Raw genomic sequence first — 15724 nt, 5'->3', positions numbered from 1 at the left:
GGCACCAGGCGGTCAAGTCTGGGGCGTCACCAGACGACCCTGAGCTGGCCGAGTACTGGGCCAAACGACGACGCAGGAGAAGACCACCGCCCCTCGATCAGTCGACCTTGCGCCTACTCAAAGCGCAAGAAGGACGCTGTCCGGAGTGCGGGGACTACCTTCTGTACGCCGACCAGGAACCACAAGCTCCAGAGGAATGGGGAACGTGGTTCACCGTCGTCCGCAAGGCTCTCCGCAAAGAGGTGTTGACCTTGCAGAACGATGGTTCTGGCGATCGGAATCGCATCCATCTCCTGCATAGCTACTGCCACCACCGACGCTCAGCAAGAGTGGCATCGGAACAGCGAACTCAGCAGAACCTGCCAGCCCTTGTGGCTTGCCCGAGCCGTGTGCGGTGATAAGTCGCATGCACGGTTCCGAGGGGGCGGCGGCGCAGCAATGCGCCGTCGCTACCCGACCGGGAGGTGAGATCCCTCCCGGCTACTCGGCAGGTGAAGACCTGCGACGGCCCGGTGGCGACCAGTTCGGGGATCACCCTTGGCGGGTGGGTGGCCTGGCGGCGGCGTTCGCCGTTCTGCCCGGCGGCGGACAGGATCCGGTACATCGTCCGCTGCGAGCACCAGCAGTTCCCCGCGTCCAGCTCACGCGCCCAGACCTGCGCGGGCGGCAGGTCGACGTACTCCGGCCGGTTCAGCAGCGCCAGGATTTCGGCCCGCTCGGCCAGCGAAAGAACCGAGGCGGGCGCAGGTCTTGGGGACGGTGCGGGCTTCGGCGTCGGGCTGAGGCGGCGGCAGTGGGTGGCGCGTGAGTGTCCGGTCAGCCGGCAGGCCGCCGTGGTCCCCAGCTGTCCCTGGACACCCGCGAACTCCTCATCGATCACCGGCGCGGCGGCATGCTTCAGTCCACGCTCTCGGAGAGCAGTTCCAAGAGGGCGTTGGCTTTTCCCATGGCCTCCAGTGCGGCATCGCGGCGGGCGAGGTCCTTCTCCAGGCGGGCGACCTTCTTGCGCAGCCGCTCCAGCTCGGCCTGCTCGGCCGCCTTCTTCGGCCGTACCGCCGAGGTCCGCCGGTCGGTCAGCGCGTCGAGTGCACCGGCCTCACGGGCCTGGCGCCACTCGATGATGTGCGAGTGGTACAGCCGCTCACGGCGCAGGACCGCGCCGTTCTCGCCCGGCGGGGCGGCGTCGTACTCGGCGACCCGCAGTTTGTGCTCCGCGGGGAATATCCGTCGATTCGGCTTCGGCGACGGATCGTCGCCACCGGTGGGTATCGGGGTGGTGGTGACCATGCTGAGGGAATCTCCTGTCTCGCCCATCCAGACTAACCTCGCGCTTTCATGAAGCGGGCTGTCCGACAGGTGGTCAGGTAAGCGAAAAGTGCCTCTGACCAGCGAGAATGAGGATTGCTGAGGTCCTTGTTCCCGCCCCTGTCGGAGGCACTTTCCAGGTGAAGCAGCCTACCGGGTCCTACCCCCATGTCCGTGTCCGGGACGACGGCCGAGCCGTGGTCTCGCAGGCCGGTTCGGTCCTGCTGGTTGAAACGGCCCGCAAGATCGGCCTTGACCGAGCCATCTCCGCAGCGCTCACGCCCTGGCGCAAACCGCGGGCAGTCCACGACTCGGGCAAGGTCCTCCTGGACCTCGCGCTGGCGGTCGCGCTCGGCGGAGACTGCCTCGCCGACGTCGCACTGCTGCGGTCCGAGCCGGCCGTGTTCGGACCGGTGGCCTCCGACCCGACGGTCTCCCGCCTGATCGACACCCTCGCCACCGCCGGCGGGAAGGCACTGACCGCGATCCGTGCGGCCCGGGCCGAAGTCCGCAGCCACGTCTGGAAGTTGGCTGCAGGTCGGGCTCCGGACGCCGGCGGGCGGGTGACCGTGGACCTGGACGGGGTGCTGGTCGTCGCGCACTCGGACAAGCAGGACGCCGCCCCGACCTGGAAGAAGACCTACGGCCACCACCCGCTGATGGGGTTCGTCGACCACGGACCGGGCGGAACCGGCGAGGCCGTCGCGGCCCTGCTGAGGCCGGGCAACGCGGGCTCGAACACGGCCGCCGACCACATCAGTGCCGCCCGCCTCGCCCTGGCCCAGTTGCCGAAGAAGTACCGGCGCGGTCGGCAGACCCTCATCCGCTGCGATTCCGCAGGCGGCACTCACGAGTTCGTCGCCTGGCTCGCCCAGCGCGGACGCTGGCTGTCCTACTCGGTCGGCATGGTGATCACCGAGGCCATCCACAGCCACGTCCTCAAGATCCCGGCATCGGCCTGGACCCCGGCCGTCGAGACGGACGGCGAGGTCCGCGACGGCGCCTGGGTGGCCGAACTCGCCGGCGACGTCGTGGACGGCTGGCCCAAGGGCATGCGGCTGATCGTCCGCAGGGAACGGCCCCATCCCGGTGCCCAGTTGAGAATCACGGACGCTGACGGCATGCGGATCACCTGCTTCGCCACGAACACCCCCGACCGGCCGATCGCCGAGCTCGAGCTCCGCCACCGGCTGCGGGCCCGCGCGGAGGACCGCATCCGAGCCGCGCGTTCGACCGGCCTGCGCAACCTTCCCCTGCACGACACCGCGCAGAACGGCATCTGGCTGGAGATCGTCCAGATCGCTCTCGACCTGCTGGCCTGGATGCCCATGCTCGCCCTGACCGGCCAGGCAAGGCTCTGGGAACCGCGCCGTCTGCGGTTCCGCCTGTTCTCCGCGGCCGGCCAGCTCGTCACCACCGGCCGGCGCCGCATCCTCTGCCTCGCCCGCCACTGGCCCTGGAGCCACGAGATCACAGGCGCCCTCGAACGGCTCACCCTCCTGCCAAACCCTGACTGACCAGCAGATTCGCCTGTCCCCACGAAAAGAGGACCCAGCCCGGAGCAGTGGAACCCGGCGCCCACCCGACGCGACACTCGGGCCGCCAGCATGCCCACCATCAGGCACAGAAAGCGAAACGGTCCACCGACTCCGTCGGCGGACCGTCATGCAAGATCGAGGCTAACCCGATAAAACGGGTGTCTCAGTCGAGACGGTCAGAGAGGGTTCACCGGGCAGGCCTCCTTTCGGGTGCATGTGCATGCACGGCGGTTTGTGCGAATCGAAATGTGATAAACACACCCTAGAATATTCGCCCTCCCTTCACTTGATTGGGAAAAATCTATGAGCCAAACACTTCATTCCTCCGACCTCAGGGTTGCGCGGCGAGGGTACGACTGCGAGCAAGTGAGAGACCGCATCGCGGCGCTTGTCTCCGAGCGCGATACCGCCGTCGCAGACCGTGAGATCGCACAGGCATCGGTCAAATCGCTGGAACAGCGGATTGAGGAGCTTCACCTCGATACGCAGAGTAATCAGGATCAGGAAGACGACACCGTTTCGCCCTATGCCGGCCTGGGGAAGCGCATCGAGGAGATCCTGCACCTCGCAGAAGAGGAGGCGCAGGATATTAGGGACGCTGCAGATCGGCAGCGTCAGACAGCTGAAGCGGCGGCTTTGCAGCTGCGGGAGGAGGCGGAATCAGAGACAACCCGGCGGGAATTGGCGGCAGAGCAAGAGTGTGACCGCCTCGTCGCGGAAGCAAAGAGTGAGGCTGAGGCGCTGCGCACCGAGGCCCTCAAGGAAGCGCAGGCCAAGCGCGAGGAAGCTGGAGTTCTCTTCGAGGAGTGGCGAGCCAAGGCCTCTCAGGCCGCTGCTGAATTTGAGTCGAATCTCGCCAAGCGACGCGAGCAGTCGGAGCGTTCCATTGCTTCGCGCGAGGAGAAGGCAGAGATGGCCCTCTCTGCGAACGGGCAACGCGCAGAACAGATGCGCTTGGAGGCAGAAAAGCGACGCACGGATGCGGAACGAAGAGCCCGTCAAACGCTAGAGACATCAGATCTCTATGCGGCAGAAATTGTGGCAGCTGCCAAAACTCAGGCAGAGCAGATTCGTAGTGAGGCTGAGCGGGAGGTTGCGGTACTCGCCAAGCGTCGCGACCATATTAGTAACCAGATGGTAAATTTCCGGGAGATGCTCGCAACAGTGACGGATGACGAAGAAGGTACGGTGCGTGCAACTGTCTCGCAGGCAGTTTCGTCCTCCTCTACTGCCCCAGCATCTGAGGACCCGTCAACCTGTCAGGTTCACAGCGAAGACATGTCAGGCCCCTTCCCGCCCCGTCGCGGCGCTCCGATGGTGAATGTCACGGATTCCAGGTCTGGGCCCAAGCCCTGATGTCGGCTTCGAGGGCCTGCACGGATTTGTGGTGCCGCGGCGGATGAGCTTGTCGGTCTGGATCGCCCCGGCGTGTCCGGAGACTTCACTTCGGGAGGAGATGGAGTTCATGTCACGTCAGTGACGGCAGCCATGGCAAGCTAACCTCGCGCTTTCATGAAGCGGACTGTCCGAGGCTTGATCAAAAACACGGGAAGTGCCCCTGACCTGTAACGATAGGGCTTGCTGCAGGGAAAAGAAGCACTTCCCAGGTGAAGAAGCGTATCGGGTCGTACCCGCATGTTCGTGTCGAGGTCGGCGGTCGCGGGGCGGTCTCTCAGGCAGGGGCCGTGCTGCTGGTGGAGACGATCCGCAAGACCGGCCTTGACCAGGCGATGTCCGCTGCGCTCGCCCCGTGGCGCAAGCAGCGGGCCGTCCACGACCCGGGGAGGGCCATTCTGGACGTCGCCTTCGCGGTCGCGCTGGGTGGGGCTGCCTCGCCGACGTGGGCATGCTGCGGGCGGAGCCGGCCGTGTTCGGTCCGGTGGCCTCCGTTCCGACGGTCTCCCGACTGATCGGCCGACTGGCCGCAGGAGGGAAGCGGGGTCTGGCCGCACTCCGCATGGCCCGGGCCGAAGTGCGTGAACACGTCTGGAAGTTGGCTGGCGATGCGGCGCCGGACGCGGGCGGGCAGGTGATCGTGGACATCGACGGGGTCCTCGTCCTGGCGCACTCCGAGAAGCAGGACGCCGCGACCTGGAAGAGGACCTTCGGCCACCACCCGCTGATGGGGTTCGTCGACCACGGCCGGGGCGGGTCCGGCGAGCAGGTCGTGGGCATGCTGCGGCCCGGCAACGCCGGCTCCAACACTGCCGCGGACCACATCGAGGCCACCAAGCTGGCCCTGGCCCAGCTGCCGAAGCGGTTGAGGCGCGGCCGGCAGACCTTGATCCGTACCGACTCCGGCGGCGGCACCCACGAGTTCGCCGCCTGGCTCGCCCAGCACGGGCGGTGACTGTCGTACTCGGTCGGCATGACCATCACCGGCGCCATCCACCAGGCCGTCCTCAAGATCCCGGCCTCGGCCTGGACACCGGCCGTGGAACCCGAGGGCGAGACCGATGTCGCCTGACAGCTGAGCACGTTTATCTGTACTTGGCTGAGCACTTCAACGAGTACGCGGACAGCCGCCGGACCGCTCGATGAGTTCCTCGATCTTCGGCAGGTAATCGTCGATCATCTTCGGCCGTTGCTGGCGCCGGGTCGGGTCGCTGCCCTTGCCCCGAAGTTCCACATATCGCTGCACGGTGTGGTGGTCACAGCCGGCCAGCTCGGCCGCCGCACGGTAACTGCCCGTGAGATCGAACGCTTCAAGAATCTCCATGATCTCGTGTGCCACGAACGTGGAAGGAGCGCGCAATGTAGGCAAGCTCTCTCAAAGCGATGCTATGTGAGAGATGAAGGAATTGGCCCTTCGGAGCCGCCTTGCAGGAGGAGGCTTCAAACCCCCACATGCTGCGGAAGCGGTGACGCGACCGTGGTGAGCGATGTGGAAAAGGCGCCCGAGAGGCGTCAGGTAGGGATCAGGAAGACGAACGCAAGTGAACCACTGCTGAAGTGTCGTTATGGAGAATCAAGTGGCATCGAAACCGGGCCCTGAGATTGTGTCCGGGATAAGCCTGACGGGAAACCTGTCTACTGGTCAGGCGGTGTCCGGCATGGAGGTGGCGTGAGCCTGATCTGCCGCTCTCGCATGGAACGTGGGAAGGCACGTCCCGACACAGCACTCGCCCAAGGGTAGTGCGAGAGGGAGCCCTCCAAGCGGCTGAACCGCAAGGAGCTGAGTACCGTCGCGGGACGCGTTGGCGGACCGGTCCGTAGTAGTGCCGAAGCCTCTGTAATGGGGGTGGAGCGAAGGGACCGGGTCATCCGTGGCTGTGTGTGTCAGGTCAACCGGACGTTCTCCGGGAGGAGCCGATGGACAAGCTGAAAGCACCGGACAAGCCGTTCAGTATCTCCAAGTGGGAAGTACTGGAGGCATATCGGGAGGTGAAAAGGAATCAGGGAGCACCAGGGGTGGATGGGCAGTCCATCGACGACTTCGAGGAGGATCTGAAGGGCAACCTTTATAGAATCTGGAACAGGATGTCGTCAGGGACGTACTTTCCTCCTCCGGTGCGTGCGGTGGAGATCCCGAAGCAGCATGGTGGAGGCACGAGAATGCTCGGCATTCCCACCGTGGCGGATCGTGTGGCGCAAACCGTAGTAGCCAGACACCTGGCAGTCCGCGTGGAGCCTGTGTTCCACAAGGATTCCTACGGATATCGACCTTATCGGTCGGCCCTTGACGCGGTGGAAACCTGCCGACGGCGCTGCTGGAAGGACAACTGGGTTATCGATCTCGATATTCAGAAGTTCTTCGACAGCGTCCGGTGGGACCTCGTTGTCAAGGCTGTGGAGGCTCACACCGACGCCGTTTGGGTGAAGTTGTATGTTAAGCGGTGGCTCGAAGCGCCGCTTCAACTGCCCGACGGCACCTTGCAGAAGCGGAGCCAAGGAACCTCTCAGGGATCGGCGGTTTCGCCCGTGCTGGCGAACCTGTTCATGCACTACGCGTTTGACATGTGGCTCGCCCGGAACCACCCGGACGTCACGTTCGAACGCTATGCCGACGACGCGGTCGTGCACTGCATCAACATCCGCCAGGCGCGGAGGGTGTTGGCAGGGCTCACGGACAGGATGGAAGAAGTCGGGCTGCGGCTGCATCCCGACAAGACCAGGATCGTGTACCTCAAGGATGGGAGGCGACGTGGCTCGTACGAGAACACGTCGTTCACCTTCCTCGGATTCACGTTCCGAGCCCGCGGGGCGCGGAACAGGGACGGTGAGAACTTCACCAGCTTCCTGCCCGCGATCAGCAAGGACGCCAAGAAGAAGATCAGCCGGGAAGTCCGCTCGTGGCGGCTGCACCGGAAGACCCAGTTCACCTTCACCGAACTCGCCCAGCGGATCAACCCCGTTGTACGCGGGTGGATGCAGTACTTCGGCGCGTTCTGTCGCTCCGCGCTGTATCCCCTCCTCCAGCGCATTAATGCCTACATGTTGCGCTGGGTCCGCAGGAAGTACAAGCGGCTCCGGGCATTCAAGAAGGCCCACAGGTGCTGGAAACGCGTGATCCGCCAGTACCCCAGGCTCTTCGCCCACTGGGCATGGATGCCGGACGTGTGGTGACCAGGACGACAAGAGCGGAGTGACGAGAGATTGTCACGCTCCGTTCTGAGGGAGCCCGGAGGTGAGATCCCTCCGGGCCACCCGACCTCTTTCGTCTTCACCCGGCCAAGAGAACAGGCCAGGTGATCAAGCCCCCTGCAGTCACGGTTTCTACGCGGTGAGGGAAGGTCGGTCTCCTCGGCTGTGCAGGTGGGGGATTTTGCTGTCTTGCTCTGGTGCTGTGGGGCTCTGCGTTGTGGAGAGTTGGGCGGGGGTGGTGGGCCGGTCGGGTGAATGTGCGTCTGAAGGGTTGGTTGACTGTCGTGCCAGATGCCTAATGGATGTGAACCGGTGGGCTGCCCATCCCTCCTGGATGAGCAGGCCACTATGCGATCATTCGGTTCGTTCGTGCTGTGTGGTGCCGCCCTTTCGGGAGCAAGGCGTTCTGGTGCCGACGTCATCTGGCGTTGTCCGTACCTCGGCCGCATGGGCAGTGCCGCTCAGAGCGAATCGAGAGGCTCCCTGACCATGAACACAAACGCACAACTGTGGCTGCCGCCGCAGATCTCCGCTCTTCTCGCCCAAGGGCAAGCAGTTGCAGGGCTGGCCGCGCTCGGTGCCGGGAGCGTGGCTGGAGCGCAGCAGCGCATGGCGCTGCTCGCCGCTGTCACCCTCCCCGCCGGCACCAATCCGGAGGCGGTGGCGGCGGCGCCCAACGGCAACGTCTACGTCGCCAACAATGGCTCGGGCGATGTGACGGTGATCGACAGTGCCTCCAACGCCGTCATCGCTACCCTCCCCGCCGGCACCAGTCCGCTGGCGGTGGCGGTGGCGCCCAACGGCAACGTCTACGTCACCAACTTCGTCTCGGACAATGTGACGGTGATCAACAGTGCCACCAACGCCGTCATCGCTACCCTCACCGCCGGCAACGGTCCGGGTGCGGTGGCGGTGGCGCCCAACGGCAACGTCTACGTCACCAACGCGAACTCGAACGATGTGACGGTGATCGACAGTGCCACCAACACCGTCACCACCACACTCACTGCCGGCACCGGTCCGCGGGGGGTGGCGGTGGCGCCCAACGGCAACGTCTACGTCGCCAACGGTACCTCGGGCAATGTGACGGTGATCGACAGTGCCACCAACACCGTCACCACCACCCTCCCCGCCGGCGGCATTCCGTTTGGGGTGGCGGTGGCGCCCAACGGCAACGTCTACGTCACCAACACCGGCTCGGGCAATGTGACGGTGATCAACAGTGCCACCAACGCCGTCATCACCACACTCACTGCCGGCACCGGTCCGCGGGCGGTGGCGGTGGCGCCCAACGGCAACGTCTACGTCGCCAACTTCGGCTCGGGCGATGTGACGGTGATCGACAGTGCCACCAACACCGTCACCACCACCCTCCCCGCCGGCACCAATCCGCGGGCGGTGGCGGTGGCGCCCAACGGCATCGTCTACGTCGCCAACGGTACCTCGGGCGATGTGACGGTGATCGACAGTGCCACCAACACCGTCAGGACCACCCTCCCCGCCGGCACCAATCCGTTTGGGGTGGCGGTGGCGCCCAACGGCAACATCTACGTCACCAACAGTGGCTCGAATGACGTGAGTGTGTTTCCGCCGGTCCCGCATCTGATCTTCCTCAGTCCGGCGCAGGGAGTGCCCGCAGGGGGCAATACGGTGACCATCACGGGCACTGACCTGACCGGCGCGACACAGGTGCTGTTCGGGGCCACGCCGGGAACGAGCATCGTGGTGAGCCCGGGTGGTATGTCGCTGACGGTGACGGCTCCTGCGGGGTCGGGCACCGTGCCGGTGACCGTGACCACTCCCGGTGGGCCGAGCAACGCGCTGAACTACACCTTCACGGCGCAGCCGACGTCGTCGACGGTGGTGTCGGTGAGCCCGAATCCGGTGCCGTGCGGTCAGCCGGTGACGCTGACGGCGCAGGTGTCCACAGTTCCGCCCGGTGGCACTCCCGTTCCGACGGGAACGGTGACGTTCATCGTCAGCGATGACGGCCCGGCACTGACCGGCACTCTGGACCCGACCGGCCAGGCCACCGTCACTCTCAGCACCCCACTTGATGCCGGCACACACCAGGTGTCGGCCGTCTACAGCGGCGACAGCAACTACCTCGGCTCAGGCTCGCCTCTCGCACCGCTGACCGTCACCCCATCAGCGACCACCACGACGGTCACGGCGACACCGAATCCCTCCGGTCCGGGACAGTCAGTGATGGTCTGCGCCCAGGTTGCGGCGACCGCTCCTGGTGCGGGGGTTCCGGTCGGCAGCGTGGTCTTCACCGGCCCCGGCGGGCTGAATCAGACCGTGCCGGTGGACCCCACCGGACAGGCGTGCTTCACCTCCAGCACCTTGTCGGCCGGCACCATCACCGCCGCCTACAGCGGCAATACGTGCTTCACACAGTCCACCGGTACCGTTGACATTGTTCAGAATCCGGCCGGCACCACCACGACGGTGACGGCCACTCCCAACCCCTCCACCTGCGGGCAGGTGGTGACCGTGTGCGCGCAGGTGGCCACCGCACCTCCCAGCGCCACCATCCCCACCGGCAGCGTGGTGTTCACCGGCCCCGGCGGCCTCAACCAGACCGTGCCCGTCGATGGCACCGGACAGGCGTGCTTCACCTCCACCACCCTGACCTCCGGCACCATCACCGCCACCTACACCCCCACCGGACCGTTCACCGGCTCGACCGGCAACGTCACCGTCACCGTCAACCAAATCCCCTCCACCACCACCGTCACCGCCACCCCCAACCCCTCCACCCCCGGACAGACGGTGACCGTCTGCGCCCAGATCACCGTCCCGCCCGGTGATCCCACCCCGACCGGCACCGTCTTCTTCAGCGGCCCCGGCCTGAGCCAAAGCGTGCCCGTCGATGGCACCGGACAGGCGTGCTTCACCTCCACCACCCTGACCTCCGGCACCATCACCGCGGTCTACACCGGCAACACCTGCACCACCGCCTCAACCGGTGCCGTCACGGTAACGGTCACCCCCCCCACCAGCCCGACCACCACGACGGTGACGGCCACTCCCAACCCCTCCACCTGCGGGCAGGTGGTGACCGTGTGCGCGCAGGTGGCCACCGCACCTCCCAGCGCCACCATCCCCACCGGCAGCGTGGTGTTCACCGGCCCCGGCGGCCTCAACCAGACCGTGCCCGTCGATGGCACCGGACAGGCGTGCTTCACCTCCACCACCCTGACCTCCGGCACCATCACCGCCACCTACACCCCCACCGGACCGTTCACCGGCTCGACCGGCAACGTCACCGTCACCGTCAACCAAATCCCCTCCACCACCACCGTCACCGCCACCCCCAACCCCTCCACCCCCGGACAGACGGTGACCGTCTGCGCCCAGATCACCGTCCCGCCCGGTGATCCCACCCCGACCGGCACCGTCTTCTTCAGCGGCCCCGGCCTGAGCCAAAGCGTGCCCGTCGATGGCACCGGACAGGCGTGCTTCACCTCCACCACCCTGACCTCCGGCACCATCACCGCGGTCTACACCGGCAACACCTGCACCACCGCCTCAACCGGTGCCGTCACGGTAACGGTCCAAACACCCTCCAGCTGCCTGATCACCGTGACACCCCCGGCCGGCACGGTCACGGTGGGCCAGCCCACCACCGTGTCCGCCACCGTCACCTGCAACGGGGCGCCGGTGCCGAACGCGGGGGTGACGTTCACCAGCAACGGTGCGATCATCGGCTTCGCGCTCACCAACGCCTCCGGGGTGGCCACCAGCCCGGTCATCTTCACCACCCCCGGCGCCAACACCCTCATCGCCACGGTCACCGCCACCGGAACCGCCTGCACCTGCACCAACGTCACCTCCACACCGGTCACCGTCACCGTCCAACCCTCCGGCGGTACGTTCACGGCGCACCCGGCCTGCTACACGCTGGACTTCCCCCCGCTGCCCTGGTCCTTCGCCCACACCACCCTCACCGCCACCGGCGCCACCCCCGGATCAACCGTCACCTTCCACTCCGACGGACCCAGCGGACCCGTCCTGTGCACCGCCGTCGCCGACACCTTCGGCAACGCCACCTGCCTCGCCCACCTCACCGTCTTCCAACTCGCCTCCGGCTACACCGCAACCACCCCCGTCCCCGGAGGATTCCTCACCTCCTCCAACACCCTCACCCCCTGCATCATCAGCTGACGATGCCTCTGGCGTACACGTGAACGTGCACAGCCGGAAGCCCGCAGCACTCACCTGAACCGCCTGACCCAACCGGGCTGGCGAACAACCCAACACAAGAGCCGTCCCCCGTAACGCAACTACGGGGGACGGCTCCTGCCGCAAAACAGGCCCACAAACACCACAGCGAGTCCAGACCAGGCACCCCCGGACCCACCAATCAGACGGACGGATGCCTGCGCCCTGAACGCCGCCACCTGACCACGACCGGCCCCACCTCTTCCAGCAGCCGGCCCACGGGACCCACAGAGCCAAGTGGTCGGGCAGGCGCCGACCGCAAGGAGCGTCCGACTGCCCACCGCAACGCAGGAAGCGTCAAACAACCGGCGCCTGACCACAGGCTCTCCCACACCACAGCGCGGTACACGCAGGAACTAAGTTATGGGGTCATGTGCTCTTGTGACTCCGGCTCGTGGGTTTTGGACACCGGAGAGAATCGGATCTTGATGGTCCAGGAGAACGGAGTCCCTGTGGGGATGAAGCACTACCCCGCCGAGTTCAAGGCGGACGCGGTCGCGTTGTACCGGTCGCGTCCGGGAGCGACGATCAAGTCGGTCGCCGCCGACCTCGGAGTGAGCACTGAGACGCTGCGCAACTGGATCCGGGCCGCGGACGGACGCCGCTCCGGCGCCCACTCCGCACCCGCGGCGGCGTCTGAGGGGCCCCGCGTTTTCCGGACAGCCTGCCAATTAGTTAATTCAGGCTGCGAGCTGCTGGTTCAGGTACTCATCGTGGACCTCTCGTGGGGTCCGGCATCCGAGTCCCGAGTGGCGGCGTTTCGTATTGTAGCGGACCTCTATGTAGCGGGCAATATCACGGTAGGCGTGTTCGCGCGTGGGGTAGACGGTCCGATGGACGCGTTCATTTTTCAAGGTCGCGAAAAATGATTCCGCCATGGCATTATCGAAGCAGATCCCGGTCCGTCCGACGGATTGCCGGATTCCCAGTCCGGCCAGCGTGTTGGCGAACTGGGCCGAAGTGTAATTGCTGCCGCGATCCGAGTGAAAGATGACGCCCTCGGCGAGCCGGTGGTTGCGTGCCGCCATTTCGATGGCTGCTTCGATGAGCGGGGTCTTGTAATTGTCTTGCAGGCCCCACCCGATGACGGCCTTGGTGTGGCAGTCGATGACGGTGGCGAGGAATACCCAGCCTTCCCACGTCGGAATGTAGGTGATGTCGCCGACCATTTTGTGGCCGGGCGCGTCGGCGGTGAAGTCGCGGTTCACGAGATCGGGGATCGGGCCGGCCGAGCCATCGTTCTCGGTGAGGCTATGGCGCCACGGCCGCGGCTGGCAGGCCTGGAGGTCCAGTTCCCGCATGAGGTCACGCACGAGCTCGGGTCCACAGGCCACACCCCAGGCGGACAGGTCGGCGTGCACCCGACGGTAGCCGTAGATCAATGCCGGGAAGCGTAGCTTGATCATCTTGTGCGGCTGTTCTGTTTCGTGGTGGCTGTCGGGCCTGTTTGACCTGTGACGATCTGGATCCCGTACTCGATGATCTTTGTGCTGCGACTGGCCGGTCCGATGGGTTTCGAGGGGAAGATGGCGTTGGGCCGCTTCACTGCCCGCAGGCAGACACGCAGGCGCCGCTCGGACGGCCCCAGGTTCGCCAGCAGCGACGCCGTCATCTCGGGGGGGTGGGTGCCTGTCCGTGCCCTGATGCGGACCACCGTGTCCCGGGCAACAGTCAAAGCGACGGTGAAGGAGAGCCGGTCGGCATCAAGGCGGTGGTCGGCGGCGGTGGCCGCGATCATGCGACGGATCGCCTGGTGGGTGACGAGATACGCCCAGATCTCCTGGTTGACCAGCGCAGGCGTCTTCGACCTCAGGACGGCGCGCGGCCCACGCTGGGTGATCTTCAAGTCCCGGAATTCGAGCTCGGATTCCCACCGCTGCGAATACAGTGCGGCCAGCTCACCAGCGGGGAAGGCCTTGTGATCGAGCAAGGTGGTGATGAGCCGGTAGGGCTCATGACGCCGCGAGCCGTCGGCCGCCTCGATGACGACCACCATCTCGATCACCCGGACCCGTACCGACCGGGGCCTGCCCGCCAGGGCTTTCCAGATGTTCTTGTCCGCGTGACGGGTCGCGAGCCAGGAGCCGTCGGGCAGGACCTCGTCGGGGACCAGTCGCACGGCCGCCGAGATCCGCCAGAGCAGATCCGCCCCGCCGGCCGCGGCGTCGACCCACAGCAGCCAGCCAGGGAACCCCCGGTCGGCCAGCACCAGCATCCCCGGGCGCATTCGGTCCAACAGGCGCCGCGTCAGGTCTTGTTCGCAGACCCGGCGGACGTCGAAGGCCACCCCGAGCAGCGCCCGCGTCCCGCACTCGATCAGTGCAACCAGGTGGACCTGGGGGAACGCGGCGGCCCGTCGCTGATTGCGGGTCCGGCCGAACACCGCGTTCACCGCAGTGTCGGCGACCTCGAAGTATGTGCCGTCCACCGAGGCCAGCCGAAGCCCCCGCCAGAACACCCCCGGCATCACGGCCGTGCCGACCGGCCCGGCGATCCGCTCGAACAGCAACCGGAACGGCTCCGGGCCCAGCGAGAGGCGGCGCTGCCTCAGCGCCGAAGACGAGACCAGCTGTCCCCGCGCGACCAGACTCGCTGTCCCACCGGCCAGCTTCGACAGCACCGACCGATACCCGTCCCTCGGGAACAGCGTCAACGCGAGCACGAAGAACACGCACGTCACCGCGCAGAGTTTGCCGTCACTACGCCGGTCCCCGCGGCCGGAAACCGCCAGCACCTGCGTGACCATCGCCCGGGTCACGACCTGGCGCAACACCCCCAACTGCCCTGTCTGCCCAGCACTCGCGCGCGCCGATCCCTCTGTGCCACACTCCCCAGACAACGATGCTCCTGTTCTGAACAAACCGATCGTGGTAGATCGCTCGTTCTACAGGAGCATCGCTGCATTGAGGGCCCGAACCCACAAGATGATCAATCTACGCTTCCCGGCATTGACCTACGGCGCCCCCAGGATCACCGCCGAACTCCGCGAGGACAGCGGCCTGGTGGTCAATCACAAGCGGGTCGCGAGGATCATGCGGGCCATCGGGGTCGAGGGAGTCCCCCTGCGGCGCCGGCACCGCACCACCGTCGCGGACCCGGCCGCGGCGAAGGCACCGGATCTGATCGGCCGCGACTTCACCGCCACGGAGGTGAACACGAAGTACGTCGGTGACATCGCCTACCTCAGCGTCGGCGGCGGAAAGTTCTGCTATCTCGCGACCGTAATCGACCTGTGCTCGCGCCGACTGGCGGGGTGGGCGGTCGTCTGCGAGGGCTTTATCGTACGAGTCTCCGACCGAGCCCATCGAAGCTTGAACTCCCGCTCTCAACATCCAAGTTGTGAGCATCACCAAGGTGTACTGGAAGCCGTGATCGGCGTAGTGCACGAGCTTGCCGGGCTCGACCTCCCGGCTGGCCAGGGCGTACTCGAGCGTGGTAGGCATCAGGTCCGCGTCAGCGCGGGCGGAGGTCTCCCAGGCCACCGCCCGGCGCGCGAACGCGTCCCGGATCGCCGAGAGCACAAAGGCCCCTCATCGGTTGAGACCATCGTCGAGGTCGGTGGTCCACAGCCGGTTCGGCGCACTCGCGGCGAAGTCCCGCTCGACCAGGTGCGGGGCGAGCGTGGCTTTGGGATCCCGGCGTGTGAAGCCCTTCCGCCGCGAGCTGATCCTGGCGAGACCGGCCTCGCGCATCAGTCGCTCGACCCGCCACGGCCGACGTGGACGCCTTCGCGTTGAGTACGGCGGGACGCGTGGGGAGCTCCACGAGCCTGGCCAGCGGATCGTCGGTCGCTTCGTTGCCCAGCCGCAGGCGTGCTGCCACGGTCTAAGCCAGCAGGTCCCCGTCCTCCAGCGCGACCAGCTCCACCAGCCACACCCCATCGGGGAAGGACCGCTGCACCTCGGCGGCTATCTGCAACGCCAACCGGGCCTTGTCGATCCCGCCTGGCCCGGTCAGCGTCACCAGCCGCCTGCGCGACAGTAGGGTCCTGACCTGTGAGAACTCACTTCGTCGCCCGATGAAGCGGGTCACTTCAGCTGGCAGCGTGCCCGCTCCCCGGACATTGCCGC

At 66.3% G+C, this 15724-nt stretch carries 8 protein-coding genes and 4 pseudogenes; 6 read left to right on the top strand and 6 right to left on the bottom strand.

Features of this window, described 5'->3' with window-relative positions; genetic code table 11:
• Positions 1 to 349: 349 nt before the first annotated feature.
• Together OIU81_RS38225 and OIU81_RS38220 are read right to left on the bottom strand one after the other, a co-directional pair.
• On the bottom strand, positions 350 to 880 hold the full coding sequence (locus tag OIU81_RS38225) for a hypothetical protein (RefSeq protein ID WP_329142533.1): 531 nt from the start codon (positions 878 to 880) through the stop codon (positions 350 to 352).
• 17 nt (positions 881 to 897) lie between these two features.
• The gene (locus OIU81_RS38220) at positions 898 to 1287 is read right to left on the bottom strand and encodes a hypothetical protein (protein ID WP_329142534.1); all 390 of its coding nucleotides are present in this window, start codon (positions 1285 to 1287) and stop codon (positions 898 to 900) included.
• 158 nt (positions 1288 to 1445) lie between these two features.
• Between OIU81_RS38220 and OIU81_RS38215 the strand changes: the two genes are divergently transcribed.
• From OIU81_RS38215 to OIU81_RS38205, 3 genes and pseudogenes are all read left to right on the top strand, one after another.
• The gene (locus OIU81_RS38215; protein WP_329142535.1) at positions 1446 to 2822 is read left to right on the top strand and encodes an IS1380 family transposase; all 1377 of its coding nucleotides are present in this window, start codon (positions 1446 to 1448) and stop codon (positions 2820 to 2822) included.
• A 324-nt stretch (positions 2823 to 3146) separates the two neighbouring features.
• A pseudogene (locus OIU81_RS38210) lies at positions 3147 to 4094 on the top strand (cellulose-binding protein); the annotation flags it as partial.
• 356 nt (positions 4095 to 4450) lie between these two features.
• Positions 4451 to 5295 (top strand): annotated as a pseudogene (locus OIU81_RS38205) (IS1380 family transposase); the annotation flags it as partial.
• A gap of 69 nt (positions 5296 to 5364) precedes the next feature.
• Here OIU81_RS38205 and OIU81_RS38200 read toward each other — a convergent pair.
• Positions 5365 to 5562, bottom strand: a pseudogene (locus OIU81_RS38200) (IS21 family transposase); the annotation flags it as partial.
• A 593-nt stretch (positions 5563 to 6155) separates the two neighbouring features.
• On the opposite strand from OIU81_RS38200, the gene ltrA reads away from it, so the two are divergent.
• The 3 genes and pseudogenes from ltrA to OIU81_RS38185 form a co-directional block, all read left to right on the top strand.
• On the top strand, positions 6156 to 7409 hold the full coding sequence (gene ltrA, locus OIU81_RS38195) for a group II intron reverse transcriptase/maturase (RefSeq protein WP_329142536.1): 1254 nt from the start codon (positions 6156 to 6158) through the stop codon (positions 7407 to 7409).
• Positions 7410 to 7916: 507 nt separating this feature from the next.
• Positions 7917 to 11597, top strand: coding sequence for an Ig-like domain repeat protein (locus OIU81_RS38190; RefSeq protein WP_329142537.1), 3681 nt, complete (start codon positions 7917 to 7919; stop codon positions 11595 to 11597).
• Between the two features lie 428 nt (positions 11598 to 12025).
• Positions 12026 to 12283 (top strand): annotated as a pseudogene (locus tag OIU81_RS38185) (transposase); the annotation flags it as partial.
• 51 nt (positions 12284 to 12334) lie between these two features.
• Here OIU81_RS38185 and OIU81_RS38180 read toward each other — a convergent pair.
• The 3 genes from OIU81_RS38180 to OIU81_RS38170 all read right to left on the bottom strand — a co-directional run bounded on the left by OIU81_RS38180 (position 12335) and on the right by OIU81_RS38170 (position 15617).
• Complete coding sequence (locus tag OIU81_RS38180) at positions 12335 to 13060, bottom strand: IS3 family transposase (protein WP_329142538.1); 726 nt, start codon at positions 13058 to 13060, stop codon at positions 12335 to 12337.
• Positions 13057 to 14427: an IS4 family transposase gene (locus OIU81_RS38175; RefSeq protein ID WP_329332048.1), complete on the bottom strand. Its 1371-nt coding sequence runs from the start codon at positions 14425 to 14427 to the stop codon at positions 13057 to 13059. The genes OIU81_RS38180 and OIU81_RS38175 overlap by 4 nt, the downstream gene beginning before the upstream one ends.
• Before the next feature lie 1052 nt (positions 14428 to 15479).
• Complete coding sequence (locus OIU81_RS38170) at positions 15480 to 15617, bottom strand: hypothetical protein (protein ID WP_329332035.1); 138 nt, start codon at positions 15615 to 15617, stop codon at positions 15480 to 15482.
• Between the last annotated feature and the right edge of the window lie 107 nt (positions 15618 to 15724).

Origin of the sequence: Streptomyces sp. NBC_01454, assembly GCF_036227565.1 — a bacterium.
In the GTDB taxonomy this organism is placed as follows: domain Bacteria; phylum Actinomycetota; class Actinomycetes; order Streptomycetales; family Streptomycetaceae; genus Streptomyces.
The sequence above is the reverse complement of the archived record's forward strand: the minus strand, read 5'-3'. Positions and strand labels throughout refer to the sequence as shown.

Excerpts from the sequence above, each read along its gene's own strand:
- OIU81_RS38220 (WP_329142534.1), bottom strand. The coding sequence starts at position 1,287 with ATGGTCACCACCACCCCGATACCCACCGGTGGCGACGATCCGTCGCCG.
- ltrA (WP_329142536.1), top strand. The coding sequence starts at position 6,156 with ATGGACAAGCTGAAAGCACCGGACAAGCCGTTCAGTATCTCCAAGTGG.
- OIU81_RS38190 (WP_329142537.1), top strand. The coding sequence starts at position 7,917 with ATGAACACAAACGCACAACTGTGGCTGCCGCCGCAGATCTCCGCTCTT.
- OIU81_RS38180 (WP_329142538.1), bottom strand. The coding sequence starts at position 13,060 with ATGATCAAGCTACGCTTCCCGGCATTGATCTACGGCTACCGTCGGGTG.